20 protein-coding genes are annotated in these 19,188 nt (G+C 59.2%); 3 read left to right on the top strand and 17 right to left on the bottom strand.

Annotation, left to right across the window (positions count from 1 at the left end; all coding sequences use genetic code 11):
• The 9 genes from ACMDB8_RS04130 to ACMDB8_RS04090 form a co-directional block, all read right to left on the bottom strand.
• Positions 1–960 (bottom strand): diiron oxygenase, encoded by a 960-nt coding sequence (locus tag ACMDB8_RS04130; protein ID WP_056728508.1) that lies wholly within the window; start codon positions 958–960, stop codon positions 1–3.
• A 67-nt stretch (positions 961–1,027) separates the two neighbouring features.
• Positions 1,028–1,786, bottom strand: a complete 759-nt coding sequence (locus ACMDB8_RS04125) for a TauD/TfdA family dioxygenase (protein ID WP_223542465.1) — start codon at positions 1,784–1,786, stop codon at positions 1,028–1,030.
• A gap of 18 nt (positions 1,787–1,804) precedes the next feature.
• The gene (locus ACMDB8_RS04120; protein ID WP_223542466.1) at positions 1,805–2,680 is read right to left on the bottom strand and encodes a branched-chain amino acid aminotransferase; all 876 of its coding nucleotides are present in this window, start codon (positions 2,678–2,680) and stop codon (positions 1,805–1,807) included.
• A 31-nt stretch (positions 2,681–2,711) separates the two neighbouring features.
• Positions 2,712–4,052 (bottom strand): KamA family radical SAM protein, encoded by a 1,341-nt coding sequence (locus ACMDB8_RS04115; protein ID WP_409078281.1) that lies wholly within the window; start codon positions 4,050–4,052, stop codon positions 2,712–2,714.
• Between the two features lie 32 nt (positions 4,053–4,084).
• Positions 4,085–4,729: a glutathione transferase gene (yfcF, locus tag ACMDB8_RS04110; RefSeq protein ID WP_056728502.1), complete on the bottom strand. Its 645-nt coding sequence runs from the start codon at positions 4,727–4,729 to the stop codon at positions 4,085–4,087.
• Positions 4,730–4,975: 246 nt separating this feature from the next.
• On the bottom strand, positions 4,976–5,461 hold the full coding sequence (locus tag ACMDB8_RS04105) for a cupin domain-containing protein (RefSeq protein ID WP_056728500.1): 486 nt from the start codon (positions 5,459–5,461) through the stop codon (positions 4,976–4,978).
• Positions 5,462–5,544: 83 nt separating this feature from the next.
• Positions 5,545–6,039 (bottom strand): RidA family protein, encoded by a 495-nt coding sequence (locus ACMDB8_RS04100; protein WP_008018868.1) that lies wholly within the window; start codon positions 6,037–6,039, stop codon positions 5,545–5,547.
• Positions 6,040–6,090: 51 nt separating this feature from the next.
• Positions 6,091–7,371, bottom strand: coding sequence for an ATP-grasp domain-containing protein (locus tag ACMDB8_RS04095; RefSeq protein WP_223542469.1), 1,281 nt, complete (start codon positions 7,369–7,371; stop codon positions 6,091–6,093).
• Between the two features lie 42 nt (positions 7,372–7,413).
• Positions 7,414–8,514 (bottom strand): hypothetical protein, encoded by a 1,101-nt coding sequence (locus ACMDB8_RS04090; protein WP_223542470.1) that lies wholly within the window; start codon positions 8,512–8,514, stop codon positions 7,414–7,416.
• Positions 8,515–8,662: 148 nt separating this feature from the next.
• Here ACMDB8_RS04090 and ACMDB8_RS04085 point away from each other — a divergent pair, with 148 nt between their 5' ends.
• The gene (locus ACMDB8_RS04085) at positions 8,663–10,081 is read left to right on the top strand and encodes a PLP-dependent aminotransferase family protein (protein WP_409078282.1); all 1,419 of its coding nucleotides are present in this window, start codon (positions 8,663–8,665) and stop codon (positions 10,079–10,081) included.
• Positions 10,082–10,595: 514 nt separating this feature from the next.
• On the top strand, positions 10,596–10,874 hold the full coding sequence (locus ACMDB8_RS04080) for a DUF3077 domain-containing protein (RefSeq protein ID WP_409078283.1): 279 nt from the start codon (positions 10,596–10,598) through the stop codon (positions 10,872–10,874).
• 59 nt (positions 10,875–10,933) lie between these two features.
• Here the strand turns inward: ACMDB8_RS04080 and ACMDB8_RS04075 are convergent, their stop codons facing one another.
• The 6 genes from ACMDB8_RS04075 to cyoA form a co-directional block, all read right to left on the bottom strand.
• Entirely contained in the window at positions 10,934–11,248 is a 315-nt protein-coding gene (locus tag ACMDB8_RS04075) for a helix-turn-helix domain-containing protein (RefSeq protein ID WP_223542473.1), read from the bottom strand.
• A gap of 294 nt (positions 11,249–11,542) precedes the next feature.
• Positions 11,543–12,430: a heme o synthase gene (gene cyoE, locus ACMDB8_RS04070; RefSeq protein WP_030128697.1), complete on the bottom strand. Its 888-nt coding sequence runs from the start codon at positions 12,428–12,430 to the stop codon at positions 11,543–11,545.
• 11 nt (positions 12,431–12,441) lie between these two features.
• A complete protein-coding gene (cyoD, locus tag ACMDB8_RS04065) occupies positions 12,442–12,789 on the bottom strand; it encodes a cytochrome o ubiquinol oxidase subunit IV (RefSeq protein ID WP_056728485.1) in 348 nt (115 codons plus the stop codon).
• Positions 12,790–13,416 carry a cytochrome o ubiquinol oxidase subunit III gene (locus tag ACMDB8_RS04060; protein WP_056728483.1) on the bottom strand — a complete coding sequence of 209 codons (627 nt, stop codon included), beginning with the start codon at positions 13,414–13,416 and terminating at the stop codon, positions 12,790–12,792.
• A gap of 3 nt (positions 13,417–13,419) precedes the next feature.
• Positions 13,420–15,450 (bottom strand): cytochrome o ubiquinol oxidase subunit I, encoded by a 2,031-nt coding sequence (gene cyoB, locus ACMDB8_RS04055; RefSeq protein WP_056728481.1) that lies wholly within the window; start codon positions 15,448–15,450, stop codon positions 13,420–13,422.
• A gap of 3 nt (positions 15,451–15,453) precedes the next feature.
• The gene (gene cyoA / locus ACMDB8_RS04050; protein ID WP_056728479.1) at positions 15,454–16,398 is read right to left on the bottom strand and encodes a ubiquinol oxidase subunit II; all 945 of its coding nucleotides are present in this window, start codon (positions 16,396–16,398) and stop codon (positions 15,454–15,456) included.
• 27 nt (positions 16,399–16,425) lie between these two features.
• Here cyoA and ACMDB8_RS04045 point away from each other — a divergent pair, with 27 nt between their 5' ends.
• Positions 16,426–16,686, top strand: a complete 261-nt coding sequence (locus tag ACMDB8_RS04045; RefSeq protein WP_056728477.1) for a hypothetical protein — start codon at positions 16,426–16,428, stop codon at positions 16,684–16,686.
• Between the two features lie 552 nt (positions 16,687–17,238).
• Here the strand turns inward: ACMDB8_RS04045 and ACMDB8_RS04040 are convergent.
• Both ACMDB8_RS04040 and hmpA read right to left on the bottom strand, forming a co-directional pair.
• The gene (locus ACMDB8_RS04040) at positions 17,239–17,748 is read right to left on the bottom strand and encodes a disulfide bond formation protein B (protein WP_056728475.1); all 510 of its coding nucleotides are present in this window, start codon (positions 17,746–17,748) and stop codon (positions 17,239–17,241) included.
• Positions 17,749–17,974: 226 nt separating this feature from the next.
• Complete coding sequence (gene hmpA, locus ACMDB8_RS04035; protein WP_409078284.1) at positions 17,975–19,156, bottom strand: NO-inducible flavohemoprotein; 1,182 nt, start codon at positions 19,154–19,156, stop codon at positions 17,975–17,977.
• Positions 19,157–19,188 lie beyond the last annotated feature (32 nt).

Genomic DNA, 19,188 nt, shown 5'->3' with positions numbered 1-19,188 from the left:
TCAGGCGACCGCCGTGGTTTTGAGGGTCGGGCGGAAATCGAAATCGATCTGCTCGCTGATGCCCAGGTCCTGAGCCAGCTTATGCAGGCCGCTGTAGTCGCGCATGATGGTCGCGCTCTTGTTGCTCTCGCGGGTGTCGGCAATGATCAGCGCCGCATCCTCGACCCCGAGCTGCGTCAGAATCGCCTCCCACATCGAGTAGTCCTGAGCGATAAAAGCACTCAGCGCCACCGACAGGTTGCGTGCGAAAAATTCCCGCTGCATGGGCTGCATGTTCGCGTACATGACCTTGGACACTTCGGCCAGCACCTTGCTGTGGGCGTACTCATCACGGTTGTGCAGTTCGGCCACCCGGCGGTTCTGCGGCTGGATGGTCTGGTCGTCCGCCAGCAAGTCCAGATAGGCGTTGACGCTGATCTCGGCCACCACCGCAAAAGTGATCGCCGCCAGATCCCGCTGCCATTGCTCGGGCAGTGCTTCACGCTGGGCCTTCAGGCGCAGGTACGTGACGGACGGCGGCAAGTCCAGATCCTGATCCAGCGCCCGGTCGAGCTTGGTCCGCTCGATGGCCCGCAGGTGCATCAGCGTGTGGTAGTGCTCGTCGATCAGGGTCTGTTGCATGGCCTCGCGAAAATGCCAGTCATCCTTGCCCAGGTACTGATTGGCGATGACGCTCAGCGCCGGATTGACCACATGTTCTTCGGCGGTGATGGTGCGCAGGTTGTAGCCGATCCAGCCCCAGGTCACCACGCTGCTTTTGAGTTCGTCGCTCAAGGCCTGGAATTTCGGATGGTGGAAGAACGGCACCATGCACTCCGGGTAATCCGGTCGTAGCGGGTCAAACACTTCGTTGATCCGGGCCCTGTCCGGATCACAAACGGAGGCGCGCTTGGTCCAGCCCTGGTTGAGCCGCACGATCAGTTGATGATCGACCTGGGCGATCTCGATTGCTGTCTGCATGACGCGATACCTGTAAGACGCGTACCCGCCAAGGGGTACGCCAAAAGAATGAAGGGCGACGGAAAAATCAGGCCAGCCAATAGCGGGTCAGGTTGCGCGCCGGGTCAGTGTAACGACTGCGGGCGTGGATCATTCGCCAGTTGTCCCAAATCAGCAGGCACCCGTCGGGAATCAGCACCGCAATGTTGTGCTCGACGAAGTACGCTTCACCGAGCACGGCAAACCTGGCCAGTGGCGAGGTGCTGTTGGTCACCAGCGATTGCTGCAGGGCTTCCCTGGACGGATTCACGTCGCCGTAGTGAAACTGGTTGTAGCTGAAGCGGAAAATATCCCCGTCTTGCGTAGGCGTGAGGATGTATTCCTTGACCCGCCGCTGTCCCGGTTCACCCGGTTTGGCGGTGGCGACAAATTCTACCGGCGAGTCATCCAGCCACTCACGCAGTTCTGGTTCACTGCGCTCCAGGAACTTGAGAAATTCATAACCGTCCACCAAACCGGTGTGCCCACCGCCGCACGTGGCCTGTTTATGGCAATGCAACGCCAGGTAGCGCGGCGGCGGCCCGTACACTGGCGCTTCAGTGTGCGGGCCGATGCCGTTCATGCTCTGGGAATACGGCAAGTCTTCGTAACCCGGCTTGCGGGTAATGGCAAAGGCCATCTGGCCGTTGAACTGCGGAATAATCGGGCCGAATTCGCTCAAGGTGCCTACGACATCATCGGCAAATTCGTCCGGGGTCAACACCGTCCAGCCCAACGTCGACAGTTCTTCATGACGATGGCCGAGCGAAATGCAAGGTTGAGACGCAACAATCCCTTGGTCTGACATGGTGAGATTCCTGGCGGGTTATCCGGCGTTGACGGTTGAGGTGTACGCGGCAATGAAGTCGCGGCAGGCGTCACCCGGTCGATAGCGCTGCTCGTCGATGCTCTGCACCGGGGTAATTTCGGCGGCGGTGCCGGTGAGAAAACACTCATCGAAGTCGCCAAGCTCCGTAGGCAGAATCGTGCGTTCGACCACCTGGTAGTCCAGCGCCCTGGCCAGTTCGATCACCGTCTGGCGGGTGATGCCGTTGAGGAAACATTCCGGCAGCGGCGTGTGCAGCGTCCGGCCTTTGACGAAGAACACATTGGCGCTGGTGGCTTCGGCAACATGGCCACGCCAGTCGAGCATCAGCGCATCGTGGTAGCCCGTGTTCTCGGCGTCGTGCTTGCTCAGCGTGGCGATCTGGTAATGCCCGGAGGCCTTGGCTTCGAAGGGGCTGCTGCTCGGTGGCGGACGACGCCAGCTCGCGGTTTTCAAGCGGATGCCGGCCATGCGCGCCGCCGGGTCGAAATAGCTCGGCCATTGCCAGCAGGCGATGGCCACGTGCACACGGTTGAAACGCGCCGAGGTGGAAATCATCTCGCTGCCGCGCCAGGCCACTGGGCGCAGATAACCGTCAACGACCTGGTTGCGTTGCAGCAGTTCGTGGCTGGCCGCCTCCAGTTCAGCCAGCTCAAAGGGGATGGCAAAGTCCATCAGTTGCGCCGAGCGATACAAGCGCTCGCTGTGTTCGCGCAGCTTGAAGATCCTGCCGTTGTAGACCCGCTCGCCTTCATACACGGTGCTCGCGTAATGCAGGCCATGGGTCAGCACATGCAACTGCGCCCGGGACCACTCGACGAACTCACCGTCGAGCCAGATAACGCCCTCGCGCTGATCAAACGGGATACTGCTCATATCCATATCTCCCCATTGTTCATGATTTTTCCTACGCCGTTTCCAGCAACACGGGTATCAATTCCGGCACGGCGGTGAGCTCGGTCTGAAAGAAGAACGAACGCTCGCCGAAGGCCGGTTGCAAGTCGTCGAACCAGGTCACGTGCGGATCGAAGCGCGCGTAGAAGGTGCGCAACACCCATTGCGGATTGCGTGCCTGGAGGAACTGCAAGACGAAAACCTTTTCCCCGGCGACGGTCTCGATGCCGTTGATCAACACCTTGCCGTAGAAGGTGCTCATGGACGGCCCGCGCACCGTGCGCGCAAGCCCCGACACCGTGCGGTACGCCGCCTGGAAGATCTCGAAGGCCCTGGCCAGCGGCATCGCGAAATAGTGGCTGGGGCCGGTATCGCGCTCGACGAACATGTAATAAGGCACGGCCCCAAGCCGTACCCCTTCGGTCCACAGCGCGGCCCAATCGGCGGGGTTTTCGTTGATGTGACGGATCAGCGGCGCCTGCATGCGCACCGTCGCGCCCGTCGAGCGAATGCGCTCGATGGCTTGGCGGGCGATGGTCTGACGGATCTCCACGGGGTGGTTGTAGTGGCCCATGATCGACAGGTTTTTCCCCGCCGCGACGATGCGCTGGAACAGCTCCAGCAGTTCAGGCGCATCCTTGTCACTGACAAAACGCTGCGGCCAGTACGCCACGGACTTGGTGCCGATGCGGATGTTCTTCAGGTGTGGCAAATCCAACAGCGGCTCGATGTAACCGGCCAGGGAGCGGGTGTTCATGATCATCGGGTCGCCGCCGGTAATCAGCACGTCGGTCACTTCGCTGTGCACCCTCAGGTAACTGACCAGCTCCTGGGACTCGCGGGCATTGAACTTGAGCTCTTCTTCGCCGATGAACTGCGCCCAGCGGAAACAGAAGGTGCAGTACGCGTGACAGGTCTGACCGGCACCGGGGAAAAACAGCACGGTCTCGCGGTACTTGTGCTGGATGCCCGGCAGGACTTTGCCATTGAGGGTGACACCGTTGTGGGTCAACTGCCCGGCCGGATGCGGGTTCATGCGCCGCCAGATCGCCTCGATCCGACGCTTGATCGCTGCGCGGTCATCCAGTTCGATCAGTTGTTTGAGCGAGGCATATTCCTCCGCCAGCAACATGTCCTTGTGGGGGAAGGTCATGCGAAAAACCGGATCGTCCGGAATGTTGTTCCAGTCGATCAACGTGCCCAGCACGTATTCGTTGGTGCGAAACGGCATGACCCGGGCCACCACGGTCATGGCCTCCTGCAACGCCGGCGCCAGCTTGTGCCAGTAGGGTGAGTCGCGGATGGTGCGTGAGTTATAGGGTTTGTAGCGTTCGTGCTCTGACAGTCCTTGCATGGCCGCGCTCCTGGTGATTGCCCTGAGTGTCGTTACGCGATGGCCGGCGCTTTGCGCTCTATGTCCATCCACGCCCGGACGCTGTCGCGATCCCACTGGCGGCGCACATACGCCGCGAGCCGTGCAGGCACCGGATCGCCGTTGGCAACCAGTCGGTTGAGCATGATTGCAAGGTCGGTGTCGGCAATGCTCCAGTCACCGAACAGATGCTCGGCACCCTCCTCCAGCAAATGCCCGGCGACGAAGAACAGGCGCTCGACGGCAGCTTGGGCTTCGTCGGACAGCGCGGTGTTTTTCTTGCCGAAGTACACCAGGTCAAACGGGCGCTCCTTGCGCACCACCAGCAAGTCACTGCGCAACCAGGCCTGCAATTGACGGGCACGGGCACGCTGACGGAGGTCCTGCGGATAGAGTTTTTTATGCCCCGGGGAGAGTTCATCAAGGTATTCGGCAATCGCCGATGATTCCGACAAGGCAAAATCGTCGTGAACCAACGTTGGAATCTTGCAGGTCAGCGAAAGATCGCGATAACTCGGCAGATAGTTTTCGCGCGCTTTTAGATCAACAGTAACCAGTTCAAATGAAAGTTGCTTTTCCTTGAGCGCCACAAAAGCCGACATCGCAAAGGCGCTGACATGATCGGCGCCGACATACAGTTTTAGCTTCCTGTTTTCCATAGAACACTCCATTGACCAACTGCAGGGATTGACGTGCATTGGGAGTGATCGTAGTTAGTTGAATGAAGGCTGAATAGATACAGAATTTGTCCGTTTCAATCGATACAGAAAGTTGTTTTCCAGCGGCAGATACGCAGCCAGAATCCCGGTAATAACGCTGCAAAAGGCGATACCGGGGCAGGTCTGAAAAACAAAAAAAGGGAGCCGACGAAGGTGGGCTCCCTGGGCGGCTGATGCGCCGAAAAATTACGGTTGGGTGGTGATCAGGCCATGGCTGTCGGCAAAGTTCGAGAGCAGTGCCATTTGCGGCATATTGCTCATGTTCAGCATCGCCAGGGGTTCGTGTCTGCTGCTGTTGACGAAGCCATGTCTGGTCCAGGCCGGTACCAGCAGCACGTCGCCATTGCTGACATTGACCCCGTCGGCATCGCCGAGGGTCAACACGCCGCTGCCGCACTGGATGACAAACAGATGCCACCAGGAATGGGCATGGCCGTTGAGCGTCACGCCGGGGTTCAGCCATTGCATGGCGATCGCCATGCCAGGTGTCACTTCACAGCCCGCAATGCTCTTGTCGTGAGCCAGCGCAACAATATCAACGTCACCGGCTTCAAGGGTCTGACGCATACCCGCCAGTTCAGTGCCTTTCCATACCTTGGGACTTGGCGCTCGATGGTGCAGGCTCTGACGAAAGTCCTTATATGAAAAAAACGCACCTTGAAAGTTATCCATTCGCACGCCCTTTTTTATTATTACCCATACTCTAGCGCCAAACCTTAAGTTAACTATTCAGCACTGTAAAGTCTGGAAACAACTTACAAAACCGATGGGCGCAAGGCGGCGATCATGTCCACTTCTATCGCGGCATTCTTGGGTAACTGATAAACACCCACTGTAGTGCGGGTATGTTTACCGGCATCGCCCAGCACATGGCTGAACACATCCGAGGCGCCGTTGGCCACTTCACTCAAATCGACAAAGTCCGCAGTGGACTTCACATAGACCGTTACCCGGATCAATGACTTGATCTTGTCCAGCGAGCCAATGGCATCGACGATCAACGCCAGCCCGCGCATCGCGCTGATGCTGGCGGCCGCTTGCGCATCGGCCATGGTGAGATCCAGCCCGACGCGGCCGGGGTAATGGATCTTGCCGTTCATGCGCGGCACCAGGCCGCTGATGTACAGCTCATCGTGATGACGGATCAGTGGCGCGTAATGTCCGCCTGCGGTGTTTTCGCCGTAGATGTCATAACCAAACTCTTTGGCCAGGGCGATGAAACGTTCATCGCAGGTCATGTGCTGGATCATTGATCGAACCCTCTAGATCAGTAATGCAAAAAAAAACGGTTGCTTGCCGGCTCAACACACGGCGCGGGTGGCCGGTGCCAGGCAAGTCACCTCAATGCGTGACTCAATCGCCTCGGTCAGGCGCAACAGGTCGTTGCTCAGTTGCCCGTAGTGTTCGTTGAACAGCACGATGTGGCCGATGAATGAGAAGTTGTCCTTGATCTGCGCGCTGACCGAGTCACCGACACGCCTGGCGTACTGCCCCTCCACCAGCTCGATGCGCAGGGCGCGGGCCAGGGCCTCGATGTCAGGCGTTGCGCGCAGGATGCCGCCGGCCGGCGCCCTGAGCAGGCGGATGCCGCAATAACCGCGGGCCACTGGCTCGTGCTGTTCGCTCTGGCCTTCCACTGCCCAGCGCACCCAACGTTCCCACGGATCGAAATTGACGAAGGCGCGTTTGGCCAGGTCCCAGATGTGCATGCCGCCGGGGCGCATGTTGGTTTCCACGGCCGAGGTCAGGTTGTCGCGGCGCAGGAACACTTCGTTGTGCCAGGCGCCATTGGCCAGGGATACCAAGCCCGCCATATGCCGACCGGCTGCCATCAAACGCGCCTGTACCTCAGGCGCAAGCGGTGCGGGCACGACTTGCTGGATCTCGGCGCGGTAGGCGCCTTCGGTGGTGGTTTTTTCCGTCACCCAGGTGCTGCCGGCCACACAGTCCCAACTGTATTCCCGGGCATTCTCCACCAGCTCTTCAAGGACGATGCCGCCTTCGCGGTAAGGCTTCAGGGCGAGCCAGGCGTCATCGCATTCCGAAGGGTGGTGGATGACACGACAGCCCCGGCTCGCACCTTCGCAGGCCGGCTTGATGAAGGCTTTTCCGCCCAGTTCGACGACGCGCTGGCGCAGTTCCGACAGGCTTGCGACCCGCGCGGAAAACACTGGCCGGTATTCTTCGGGGGCACTGCTGGCCGTCGCTTCGAGTTGGCGGAAGATCTGCTTGTCCAGGCCCGCCCGCGCTTCGCCAGGGGTAATGCCCGGCAGGCCGAAGTGAGTGGCCAGCGCTGCACCGAGCAGCACGCCGCGATCGGAGAACGGCAGTACGCCGATCAGCTTCCAGCTGTCGGCATTCAGGCACCCCACCACCAGTTCAAGGGACGCCGCCACATCGTCTTCGGCCAGCGAAGTGCTGCAGACGTGATCGGCCACCTGGTCGTCGTGGGGCTGAATTTTCTCGACCAGCAGGATGAGCCTGGCGTTGTAGAGCGACTTGCACAGCTCGCGCAGCTTCTGGATGTCGTGCACCCGATTGCCGTTGTAACCGACCACTACTACGCATGAAGTCGTATTCATAATGCCCCCGACCTGCAAGGTGAAAACCGCAACGGCGATGACTCAGTCATGCAACGACGCATTGGATTTACGGTTGAACCAGTACCAGGCCAGGATCCCAGCGGCACCGATGGCGGCCAGCACCAGCGCGTTGTACGGCGCCGGCACCACCCGCATGATCAATACGGTCAGCCCGGCCCCGACGCCCAGGGACACTTCCTTGACGAACATGTTGTTTTGCTTGACCGAGAAGTAATCGAGGTAGCTGAAGGCGCATTCGGCGATGGACAGCAGCGCCACCCAGACCAACGCCCCGGCGAGGGTTTCGACGTGGAACGCTGCAGGCGAAGACAGCACCGCAAAACCGCCGACGATGATCGCGATCACCGACACGACCTTGAAGCGCCCGGTGCGCTCGATCAGCTTCATCACCGGCACCTGGGCGAACACCACCACGGCGCTGTTGAGGATCAGCATCAAGCCGTACCAGGCCGGCAGTTCGCCGGTCTTGAGCAGGATTGCCTGTGGCAGGATCGAGAACACCCCGAACAGCTTGATGCCCATGATGATGCCGGCGATCACCCAGGGCAGTTTGTTGCCCCAGTTGCTGCCGGTCTGGCTGGCCGGGCGGGAGACCACCGGCTCGGTGGTGAAGGTCGCGCCGAGGGCGATCGGCAGGCACAGCAAAACGAAGGCCGCCGCACCAAGGAAAAACATCGTCGGCGTGAGCAGCGGCGACAGCAGGATCAAACCGGCCACCAGGCTGCCCATGTTCATGGCCACGCGGTTGTAGGCCGCGCCTTCCTTGGTCTGGGCCGCTTCGCTCTTGATCAGGTAACCGGCAATGGCGATGCCGTAGGCAAACAGCGCGGCAGCAAACATCACCATGCCTTGATTGCTGGTCAGCGCCAGCAGCACCAGGCCAAGGCCGGCACACAGCAGGGTGACGCTCAGGGAACGGCGGCCAAGCACCAGTAAAGTCAGGGGCAACAGCAGCAACAAAGCGCGATACCCAAGGGCCAGGATGCTGTTGGTGGCCGTGTCGAGCCAGACGTTGGCCTTGCCCAGTACCGCGAACAGCGAGACGGCGGTGATGATCCGGATCGTGAATAACCGCAGGTTAATGACCGGTTTAGCCACCGCGACCGCTGTTTCGACACTCATGCAGCACCTCAAGAACCGGGTGAACGCCCGCCGACAAAGGCCGACATTCAGAAAAGTCTGTAAGAGCATGGTAGAGAGAGAGGCTTGTCCTGATCAGGGCAAGTTCGTATAGAATCCAACGAACTTTACTGCCGGAGAGACCAGTAAAATGCAGGTTCAACGCGCAGTCATCGCCGCCATTGAATTCCAGCCCGGCGCGCCGCTGGTGCAGCAGATCGTCGATCAGCTGACGCAAGCCATCAGCACCGGGGGCCTGCCCCACGGCGCCAAGCTGCCGCCGATTCGCGAACTCTCCGACTTGATGAACGTGGGCAAGTCCACGGTGGTCGATGCCCTGGATCGTATGCGCGCCAAGGGGCTGGTGGTGTCTCGCCAGGGCTCCGGGCATTACGTGCACCGCTCCGAAGCGGCGCTCAAAAGCGGCACCGGCCCGGACCTGCAACCCCAGGACACCCTCAGCGTGATTCGTCGCGCCTTGCTGCTGGACAACGGTGCGCTGCGCCCCGGCTGCGGTTTTCTGCCAACCTCGTGGCTACCCGCCGAAGAATTGCAGAAAGCCGTGCGCGCCACCCTGCGAGCAACTTCGTTGCGCATGGGCGAGTACGGCGTAGCCGGCGGTTACTTGCCGTTGCGCCAGGCCCTGCGGGTCAAACTGGCAACCTTCGGCATCGAGGCGTCGGTGGACCAGATCATCACCACCGCCAACACCATGCAGGCCATCGACCTGCTGATGCGCCTGCTGGTCAAACCCGGCGACACCGTGCTGCTCGACGACCCCTGCTACTTCAACATGCACGCCAACCTGGCGTTGCATGGAGCCAAAGTCATCACCATCGCCCGGGATTGCGACGGCATGGACCTCGACGCGTTCGAGCAACTGCTGATCGCCCACAAACCCGTGCTGTACATGACCAACAGCACGCTGCATAACCCCACCGGTCACTCGTTCACCCCGGCCCAGGTCTACCGCTTGCTGGAACTGAGCCACCGTTATGGCTTGCACATCGTCGAAGACGATCTGTACTGCGACATCCAGCAACGCCGCACCCCGCGCCTGGCCGCCAGTGGGTTGGATCATGTGAGTTACGTCTCCGGTTTCTCCAAGACCCTGACCGCCAACAGCCGCGTCAGCTACACCGTGCTCTCGCCGCAACTGGCGGCGCGCATGGTCGCCCTGAAAATGGCCTGCGGCGGCGTGACCTCGGAACTGGCAGAGCAGATCACCTGCACCATGCTCAGCGACGGCAGCTATGCCAAGCATGCGCGTCGCACGGTAGATCGGTTGTATGAATCCAATAGCCGTGTGGCCGGTTGGCTGGCGCAGGCCGGGTGTTCGCTTTCCTCGTTGCCCGGCGAAGGTGTGTTTATCTGGGCACGGTTGCCGGACGGCTTGCATGCCGAGAACCTGGCTCGCCAGGGGTTGGAGAACAACATGGTATTGGCGCCGGGCACCTTGCTGAGCAAAGGGCCGGATGCCAGCCAGTTCCTGCGATTCAATGTGGCTCATAGTGACAGCCTGCAAGTGCGGGAGCGGTTTTTCCGGTTGCTTGATAATCCCCCAAAATAGCTGACTGCCCTCGACCCTGTGGGAGCGGGCTTGCTCCGGGCGGCGATCCGACGATGAGGCCGTCACATCCAGCATCAATGTTGCCTGACACACCGCCATCGCGGGCAAGCCCGCTCCCACAGGGTCTGCGGTGTCCCGGCCATCCCCGGCCACCAGATCGCTACGATTGCCGACCTCATCCTTGCCGGCTAACTTCGCCCGGTCGCTGCCAATTCAGCGACCGGGCCTGAGAACCCGGGTAAAATACGGGCGCACAAGCGCCACCAATCACGATTGCCGGCGCTTTTTTGTGTCTACACACTCGTGCAATGGCGGCTGTGCGTGGGAGACCTTCGGGTCTGCCGGATTCCTGTATCTCCGGTTTCTCAGCCCGCGCATAGCTGCCACCCATTCGCCTGAGAACGAACGTGGTAGCTCTCAATTTTATACGGGAGTTTTACTCATGAACGCTATCGATCCGTCTGCTACACCAGTCATGCCCCTCCACCTCCAGCCCAGTAAGAGGTGAAGCCCAATGACCAATCCCCAAGACCTCAAAACCATCGGCCTCACCCCCTTCTCCTACCACGCCAACGAACCACTGTTTCGCATCAACGCCGGCGTCCCGGTGATCGAAGCCCTCTACCACGCCTCCGACCTCCTCCATATCGCCAAACTCCTCGCCTCAGACGCCGCCATGGTTCGCGACTCCGACCGGCACGCCTGGGCCTCGCACTTTTTGCAGGACATGAGCAAGGCAATCATCGATGACGTGGTGAAAGTGCTCGACGCACCGTGTAACAACCGCACATAAATGAAAAAGCCCCGCGTTTCGTTTGAAACGCGGGGCTTTTCAGATATTCGACGATGTGATCAGACGACTGCCAGTCGATCAACCATATCCGGAAACTTCTCAACCAACCTGATCAGCAAGGCGGCCTGAGCATTGGGCTTCGACTTTTCCTGCTCCCAGTTTCTCAGGGTGCTGGGACTGGTTCGAATTCGCTTGGCGAAAACAGCCTGGGACATGTGCAGCTTTTCCCGTAGCGCAACGATTTCTTGCGCCCCCACCTCTGATGCAGGGATGTCCTCCACAACCGTATTGCGCAATGTAATCTTGCCTTCGCGTTGAGCCGCCATCTCATCAACGCCCTGCATCAACTCTGCAAACAGGTCGCGTTTTTTCATGGGGTACCTCGTGGTATCGACTTGTAACTATAGGCAACTTGCTTATAGCTAAGCAAACCAAGAGTGCTCTTTGAGATGGGCTGTAATTTCGATGAACGAGGTACTCCGCGCCGCCGCCATCGCGAGCAAGCTCGCTCCCACAGGGTCCGCGTCGTGCTCGATATCAGCGATGACGCTAGTCCAATGTGGGAGCGAGCTTGCTCGCGATGGCGGCAACTCGATTCATTTGAAAACAACAATAAAAAGCCCCGCTCTTCTCTCGAAGGCGGGGCTTTTCGTTACAACATCTAAACCTTAAGGCGCGTACGTCAGCAGCAACTCGCTCGGCACTTTGAAGTCCAGGGACATCATCACGCTCAACGCGGTAATGGTGAAGATCGAGAACACGAACAGCTTGCGTGCCCAGACCGTGTCATCCACTGCCTTGTAGCCGGTCCAGGCCATGTACAGCCAGTACATGCCCATGGCCGCGGCGACGGCGAGGTAGCTCATGCCGGCGTAACCGCTGAAGGTCAGCATCAAGGTCGCCACGAGGAAGGCCAGGATGTAGAGCAGGATGTGCTTCTTGGCCACCTGGATGCCGCGCTTCACTGGCAGCACCGGAATCGATGCGGCCAGGTAATCGTTGAAGCGAAAGATCGCGATGGCGTAGGAATGCGGCATCTGCCACAGGCTGAACATCACCAGCAGGGTCAGCGCGGCCATGTCGAAGGTGTTGCTGACTGCGACGTAACCGATCACTGGCGGCATGGCACCCGACAGACTGCCCACCAGCGTGCCGTGAACCGACTTGCGCTTGAGGTACAGGCTGTAGAAGCCGACGTAGATCACGAAGCCGATTACCGCGAACAACGCGGCCAACGGGTTGGCCACCTTGTACAACAGGGCAACGCCGGCAACACCCAGGACGGTCGCATAGATCAGGGCCAGTTTCAGGGAGATCAAGCCCTGGACCAGCACGCGGTTCTTGGTGCGTTCCATCTTGATGTCGATGTCGCGGTCGATGCAGTTGTTGAACACGCAACCGGAGGCAACCACCAGGGACGTGCCGATCATGGCGGCCAGGAAGATGGCCAGATCGACATGCCCTTTGGAGGCCAGGAAAAATCCGCCTGCCACAGAAAGCACGTTACCGAAAATGATCCCCGGTTTGGTGATTTGGATAAAGTGCTTAAGGGACATGCGGATCTTCCTCACTTCGCCATCATGAACGTGTGGATGCTGAACATGATCCACAGCGACAAGCCAACCAGCAGGACAATCACGATCGCGGCAAAGACAAACGCAATCACGTTGTTACGCTGCGCGGCCGAACGGTCCAGGTGCAGGAAGTACACCAGGTGCACCAGCACCTGGATGACTGCGAACGCGACGACGATCATCAGGGTGATCGACTTCGGCAGCGTCGGGTACATCACCAGCCCGAACGGGATCAGGGTCAGGATCACCGACAGGATGAAACCGATGCCGTAGGACTTGACGCTGCCGTGACCGGCGTCGTGGCTGTCATGGCCATTTTGGGAATGAGCTGTGTTAGCCATTTACATAGTCCCCATCAGATAAACAACGGTGAATACGCAGATCCACACGACGTCCAGGAAGTGCCAGAACAGGCTCAGGCAGCTCAGACGGGTCTTGTTGGTCGCCGTCAGGCCGTTTTTCTGCACCTGATACATCATGATCGCCATCCAGATCAGACCGCTGGTCACGTGCAGACCGTGGGTGCCGACCAGGGTGAAGAACCCGGACAGGAAGCCGGAACGGCTAGGGCCGTAGCCCTCGGAGATCAACATGTGGAACTCGTTGATCTCCATGCCGATGAAGCCGGCACCGAACAGGAAGGTCATGGCCAGCCAGCCCAGGACCTGCTTCTTGTTGCCACGGAAGAACGCCAGCATGGCGAAGCCGTAGGTGATCGAACTGAACAGCAGCAGGGCGGTTTCGCCCAGTACGTATGGCAGTTCGAAGATGTCGTGGCCCGACGGGCCACCCGCTACGTTGTTAACCAGTACCGCGTACGCCGCGAAGATCGACGCAAACAGAATGCAGTCGGTCATCAGGTAGAGCCAGAAACCGAATACGGTCATCTCGCCCGAGTCGTGGTGATGGTCATCATGCCCATGTCCATCGACATGGGTGTGTCCAGCATTGGTCACTAAGTTCGACATGGTTTAAGCCTGTTCCAACGAGGTTTCAACACGGGTGGCGGTGGCCGGGATTTTCCCTGCCGCTACCAGACGCTTGTGCTGCTCGGCTTCGATGCGCTCGATCACGTCGACCGGCACCATATAGCCTTGATCATCACGGGCCGCGTGGATCACGAAGTAGATCACGGTGCCGGCCAGGCCAGCGATTGCCAGCCACCAGATGTGCCAGATCATCGCGAAACCGAACACGGTCAACAGAGCACCCATGACCACACCGGTGGCGGTGTTGTTTGGCATGTGGATCGGCTCGTACTTGGCCGGGGCCTTGTACGCAGTGCCGTTTTCCTTGGCTTCGGTGAACGGGTCGACTACGTCGGCTTTTGGCAGCACGGCGAAGTTGTAGAACGGAGGTGGCGACGAGGTCGACCATTCCAGGGTGTGTGCATTCCACGGGTCGCCGTGTTCGCACATGTTTTCCGGCTTGTTGCGGTCACGCACGCTGACGTACAGCTGGATCAGCTGGCAAGCGATACCCGCGGCGATCATCACCGCGCCGAACATGGCAACGTACAGGTACGGCACCCACTCAGGGTTGGTAGTGGCGTTCAGGCGACGGGTCATGCCCATGAAGCCCAGAGCGTAGAGCGGCATGAACGCGACGAAGAAGCCGCTGATCCAGAACCAGAATGCTGCCTTGCCCCAGCCTTCGTGCAGCTTGAAGCCGAACGCTTTAGGGAAGTAGAACGCGAAACCTGCGATGTAACCGAATACCGCACCGCCGATGATCACGTTATGGAAGTGCGCGATCACGAACAGGCTGTTGTGCAGAACGAAGTCGGCACCCGGGATGGCCAGCAGTACGCCGGTCATGCCGCCGATGGCGAAGGTCACCATGAAGCCCAGGGTCCACAGCACCTGGCTGGTGAAACGCAGACGGCCCTGGTAGATGGTGAACAGCCAGTTGAACAGCTTCACACCCGTCGGGATGGAAATCAGCATCGTCGCCAGACCGAAGAAGGCGTTGACGCTGGCCCCCGAACCCATGGTGAAGAAGTGGTGCAGCCAAACCATGAAGCCCAGGATCGAGATCGCGCCCGATGCGTAGACCATCGAGTGGTGGCCGAACAGTTTCTTGCCGGTGAAGGTCGAGATGACTTCGGAGAAGATACCGAACGCTGGCAGGATCAGGATGTACACCTCAGGGTGACCCCATGCCCAGAACAGGTTCACGTACATCATCGGATTACCACCAAGTTCGTTGGTGAAAATGTGGAAATCCATGTAACGGTCAAGCGTCAGCAGTGCCAGGGTAGCGGTCAGGATCGGGAACGAAGCCACGATCAGGACGTTGGCCCAGGTGCAGGTCCAGGTGAAGATCGGCATGTCCATCAGCTTCATGCCAGGGGTACGCATTTTCAGCACGGTGGCCAGGAAGTTGACCCCCGTCAGCGTCGTACCCAGGCCCGATAGCTGTAGCGCCCAGATGTAGTAGTCCATCCCCACGCCAGGGCTGTATTGCAGGCCCGACAGCGGCGGATAGGCAACCCAGCCGGTCTTGGCGAATTCGCCGACGCCCAGGGACAGGTTGATCAGCACTACGCCGGATACCAGCAGCCAGAAGCTCAGGGAGTTCAGGAACGGGTAGGCAACGTCACGCGCGCCGATCTGCAGCGGCACTGCAAGGTTCATCAGGCCGGTGAAGAATGGCATCGCCATGAAGATGATCATGATCACACCGTGAGCGGTGAAGATCTGGTCATAGTGTTCAGGTGGCAGGTAGCCAGGCGAACCCTCGGTGGCCATGGCCAGCTGGGTACGCATCATGATGGCGTCGGCGAAGCCGCGCAGCAGCATGACCATGGCGACGATGATGTACATCACGCCGATTTTCTTGTGGTCGACCGACGTCAGCCACTCGGTCCACAGGTAGGTCCACTTCTTGAAGTAAGTGATACCCGCGAACAGTGCCAGACCGCCGAGCGCGATCATGGCGATGGTCACCATTACGATCGGCTCGTGGAACGGGACCGCTTCCCAACTTAATTTACCAAACATCGTTTACTCCTCTGCCCCGGCAGCTGAATGCGCGTTCATGTCCATTCCTTGCGTAGCGGCCACTTCTTTCTCTTCTTTCTCGTGCTTCACTTTCGGACCCGGTTTCATGCCTTCGTACTTGTCGACGATGGTCTGGAACAGGTTCGGTGTCACCGAGGAGTAGAGCTCGACTGGGTTGTTCTGGCTCTGCTTGGCAAGGGCTGCGTATTCAGCTTGTTCAAGCTGTTTAGGTGCCTTTTTGACTTCACTTACCCAAGCGTCGAAATCTTCCTGGGAAGTGGCGATCGCCTTGAATTTCATACCGGTGAAACCCGCGCCGCTGTAGTTGGCGGAGATACCGTCCATTTCAGCGTTTTCGTTGGCGATCAGGTGCAGTTTGGTCTGCATGCCCGCCATCGCGTAGATCTGGCCGCCCAGCGCAGGGATGAAGAACGAGTTCATCACGGCGTCGGAAGTGATCTTGAAGTTGATCGGGGTGTGGGCCGGGAACACGATCTTGTTGACCGTGGCGATGCCTTGTTCCGGATAGATGAACAGCCACTTCCAGTCCAGCGCGACCACTTCGATGGTCACAGGCTTGACGTCGGATTCCAGCGGCTTGTACGGGTCAAGGGCGTGGGTCGACTTGTAGGTGACGTAACCCAGGGCAATGATGATCAGCACTGGAACAGCCCACACCGCGATCTCGATCTTGGTGGAGTGGTTCCATTTCGGGGTGTAGGTGGCGTTGGTGTTGGACGCGCGGTATTTCCAGGCGAACAGGAAGGTCATGACGATGACCGGAACCACGACCAACAGCATCAGCAGCGTTGCGGTGATGATCAGGTTTCGCTCGTCCAGACCAACCTGGCCCTTGGGATTGAGCAAGGTCATGTTGCAGCCTGACAGCAACAACGTGCCGATCAGCGGCAATAAGCCTAGTAGTCTGGGGTACCTGTTTTTACTCATCTCACGACCTCTAAAGCAGCTTGCGCAATGCAGTTGGGTTTTGATCGCCAACACTTCACCCTGCCAAGGGTTGGCATTTTTCTTGGATTGAATAAGGGCATGCCCGTCGTGCGTCAGACGCTGTACGACAAATCCCGGGCCTGCGGTGAGTTCTTATTCGAATACGTGGTCAAAGGCCTTGTTACAGACCAATTCCATTTGGTGCGGGTAGTTGGAGGCTCCGACACCTGGGAATCGCATGAAGCCACCAGACCTCTCGACACCCTGTTCCTGCTCACCTCTGGTTAAGAATTGAGCAGTGCCGGGAATTCAGTGCGGGCGATTGTAGATATGTAACGTTTTATAAACCATGTCTCATCCCGAAATAATTTTTATCCGAACCGGCAACAATCATTAACCGTTTTCGCAAAAGTGGCGCATCTTATCGAAATTCATTCTCAACAAAAACACCAAAATAAGTAGGCCTTCCACCCACGGTTCAGACAGTATCCAGTCCCTCTTCTCTGCCCTTGACCTTGCCCAAGGCCCGATATGACGGGGGCTCCGGGCATTCGCCAGAGCCTGTTAAAACTGCCTGTTCGTGCCTGCAATGGAAAAAACCGCCCGCCTGCAAAACAACCCGATTTCGTTACGTTTCCATGTACCAATCCGGCCTCCTCGAACGCCCTGCGACACCGACTCTGTGACAACATGTCGCACATGTGTCGCACCCTTGATTGCCGCCCGTCACGGTCTTTTTACCCGGCCTCTGAAATGTGCTCTGCACGACAAAAAAAGCCCCGGCCCTCTCTTCGAGGACCGGGGCTTTTTTTGTCCGACAATGCGTGGCGGCAGATGAACTCAGCGCAGCGCTTTGCGGTTACGCGAGGTCAGCAACGGCACCAGCACCACGATCAGCACGAAGGCGACCAGCGCCCACTGCGCCAGCGACAGGCCGAGGATCGGCGGGTATGGCGTGGAGCAGAAACCGTCGACCTGGAAACCCAGCGGGAAGATCTTCGCCAGCGGCAAGTCATCGACAATCGGTTGCAACACATCGATGCCACAGCTGACCGCCGGATAAAACTGCGTATAGACGTGATGCCCGGCAACGCCTGCGCCTGCCACAGCACAGATCACCACCAGGGTTTCAAACACCGTGATGCTGCGACGGCCGCGCATGGCCGCGCCGATGAAGGCAAAGATCGCGATCAGCAGCAACGCGTAACGTTGCAGGATGCACAGCGGGCAAGGGGCCTCGCCCAGAACAATTTGCATGTACAGCGCACCGCCGATCAGCGCCAGGCAAATGATGCCCAGCAACACCAGATAGCGCCGTTCACGGCCCAACCGCATGGATTCATCGCTCATCGCGTTTCCCTTCAAGATATCGATTGCCCGCCAGTCTACACGCTGGCCTGATCTTTGAGAGCTGGCGCGTAGCAAGGGGGATGTCGCAGGGAATAGACGACAGGACGGTTAAGGAGGGATTAACTTTTAACCAGAAAGATCAAAAGATCGCAGCCTCCGGCAGCTCCTACATCGGAATGGATTGCATCCTGTAGGAGCTGCCGAAGGCTGCGATCTTTATTAGGGGTTACTCCAGCGCCGCTGCCGGCCCGAAGAACTCGTAACGGCTCTGCTTCTCCGGCACCCCCAAGGCTTTCAGGTGGCGTTTGACGGCCGACATGAAACCTTTCGGCCCCAGGAAGTAGGCATCCAGATCACGCTGCTCCGGCAGCCAAGCATTCAGCTGCTGCTGGCTCAACAAACCGACCTTGTGCGCTGCCGGGCTCACGCCGTCATCTTCGGCGTAGCAGTAGAAGCGCTTGAGTTGCGGGTGACGCTCGGCCAGGCCGTCGATCCAGTCGCGGAAGGCATGGACGCTGCCGTTGCGCGCGCAGTGGATGAAATGCACCGGCCGCTGGGTTTCCAGCGCCGCTTCGAGCATTGCCAGGGTCGGGGTGATGCCGACGCCACCGCTGATCAGCACCAGTGGCTTGTCGCTGGCCGTCAGGACGAAATCGCCCGATGGTGGGAACAACTCGATGCTGGCGCCAACCTGCAACTGGTCGTGCAGGAAGCTGGAAGCGCGGCCACCGTCCTCACGTTTGACGCTGATGCGGTACTGGCCTTTGTTTGCCAGCGCCGACAGCGAGTAGTTACGACGGATCTCTTCACCGTCGAGGATCAGTTTCATGCCGATGTACTGGCCGGGTTCTGCCAGCAGGGTAGGACCTTTGTCCGCGGGCTCGAAGTAGAACGAAGTGATCTCGGCGCTCTCCTGGACTTTGCCTGCCACGATGAATTCCCGCGCCCCGCGCCAGCCGCCCGGTGCCTGTTCCTTCTGGTCATAGATGCTGGTTTCGGCACCGATCAGGATGTCCGCCAACTGGCCGTAGGCCGCGCCCCAGGCCGCGATCACCTCCGGGGTGGCGATCTCTTCGCCCAATACCTCGGCGATGGCCCGCAGCAGGCAGCTGCCGACAATCGGATAGTGCTCAGGCAGGATCTGCAGGGCCACGTGCTTGTTGATGATCTTGGCCACCAGGTCGCCCAACTGGTCGAGCTGGTCGATATGGCGCGCATACATCAATACGCCGTTGGCCAACGCACGCGGCTGATCACCGCTGGCCTGGTGGGCCTGGTTGAACAGCGGGCGGACTTCCGGGTATTCGGAGAGCATCATGCGGTAGAAGTGCGTGATCAGCGCCTCACCACCGCTTTCAAGCAGCGGCACGGTGGATTTGACGATGGCACGGTCTTGAGCGCTCAGCATAAGGTGACTCCTGATCTTCTTGGGTTGCTAAC

It is taken from the genome of Pseudomonas monachiensis (assembly GCF_047345015.1).
In the GTDB taxonomy this organism is placed as follows: domain Bacteria; phylum Pseudomonadota; class Gammaproteobacteria; order Pseudomonadales; family Pseudomonadaceae; genus Aquipseudomonas; species Aquipseudomonas monachiensis.
The sequence above is the reverse complement of the archived record's forward strand: the minus strand, read 5'-3'. Positions and strand labels throughout refer to the sequence as shown.

Bases quoted from the DNA above. Each gene is read 5' to 3' on its own strand.
- ACMDB8_RS04130 (WP_056728508.1), bottom strand. From the start codon at position 960: ATGCAGACAGCAATCGAGATCGCCCAGGTCGATCATCAACTGATCGTG.
- ACMDB8_RS04125 (WP_223542465.1), bottom strand. From the start codon at position 1,786: ATGTCAGACCAAGGGATTGTTGCGTCTCAACCTTGCATTTCGCTCGGC.
- ACMDB8_RS04120 (WP_223542466.1), bottom strand. From the start codon at position 2,680: ATGAGCAGTATCCCGTTTGATCAGCGCGAGGGCGTTATCTGGCTCGAC.
- ACMDB8_RS04115 (WP_409078281.1), bottom strand. From the start codon at position 4,052: ATGCAAGGACTGTCAGAGCACGAACGCTACAAACCCTATAACTCACGC.
- yfcF (WP_056728502.1), bottom strand. From the start codon at position 4,729: ATGGAAAACAGGAAGCTAAAACTGTATGTCGGCGCCGATCATGTCAGC.
- ACMDB8_RS04105 (WP_056728500.1), bottom strand. From the start codon at position 5,461: ATGGATAACTTTCAAGGTGCGTTTTTTTCATATAAGGACTTTCGTCAG.
- ACMDB8_RS04100 (WP_008018868.1), bottom strand. From the start codon at position 6,039: ATGATCCAGCACATGACCTGCGATGAACGTTTCATCGCCCTGGCCAAA.
- ACMDB8_RS04095 (WP_223542469.1), bottom strand. From the start codon at position 7,371: ATGAATACGACTTCATGCGTAGTAGTGGTCGGTTACAACGGCAATCGG.
- ACMDB8_RS04090 (WP_223542470.1), bottom strand. From the start codon at position 8,514: ATGAGTGTCGAAACAGCGGTCGCGGTGGCTAAACCGGTCATTAACCTG.
- ACMDB8_RS04085 (WP_409078282.1), top strand. From the start codon at position 8,663: ATGCAGGTTCAACGCGCAGTCATCGCCGCCATTGAATTCCAGCCCGGC.
- ACMDB8_RS04080 (WP_409078283.1), top strand. From the start codon at position 10,596: ATGACCAATCCCCAAGACCTCAAAACCATCGGCCTCACCCCCTTCTCC.
- ACMDB8_RS04075 (WP_223542473.1), bottom strand. From the start codon at position 11,248: ATGAAAAAACGCGACCTGTTTGCAGAGTTGATGCAGGGCGTTGATGAG.
- cyoE (WP_030128697.1), bottom strand. From the start codon at position 12,430: ATGTCCCTTAAGCACTTTATCCAAATCACCAAACCGGGGATCATTTTC.
- cyoD (WP_056728485.1), bottom strand. From the start codon at position 12,789: ATGGCTAACACAGCTCATTCCCAAAATGGCCATGACAGCCACGACGCC.
- ACMDB8_RS04060 (WP_056728483.1), bottom strand. From the start codon at position 13,416: ATGTCGAACTTAGTGACCAATGCTGGACACACCCATGTCGATGGACAT.
- cyoB (WP_056728481.1), bottom strand. From the start codon at position 15,450: ATGTTTGGTAAATTAAGTTGGGAAGCGGTCCCGTTCCACGAGCCGATC.
- cyoA (WP_056728479.1), bottom strand. From the start codon at position 16,398: ATGAGTAAAAACAGGTACCCCAGACTACTAGGCTTATTGCCGCTGATC.
- ACMDB8_RS04045 (WP_056728477.1), top strand. From the start codon at position 16,426: ATGCAGTTGGGTTTTGATCGCCAACACTTCACCCTGCCAAGGGTTGGC.
- ACMDB8_RS04040 (WP_056728475.1), bottom strand. From the start codon at position 17,748: ATGAGCGATGAATCCATGCGGTTGGGCCGTGAACGGCGCTATCTGGTG.
- hmpA (WP_409078284.1), bottom strand. From the start codon at position 19,156: ATGCTGAGCGCTCAAGACCGTGCCATCGTCAAATCCACCGTGCCGCTG.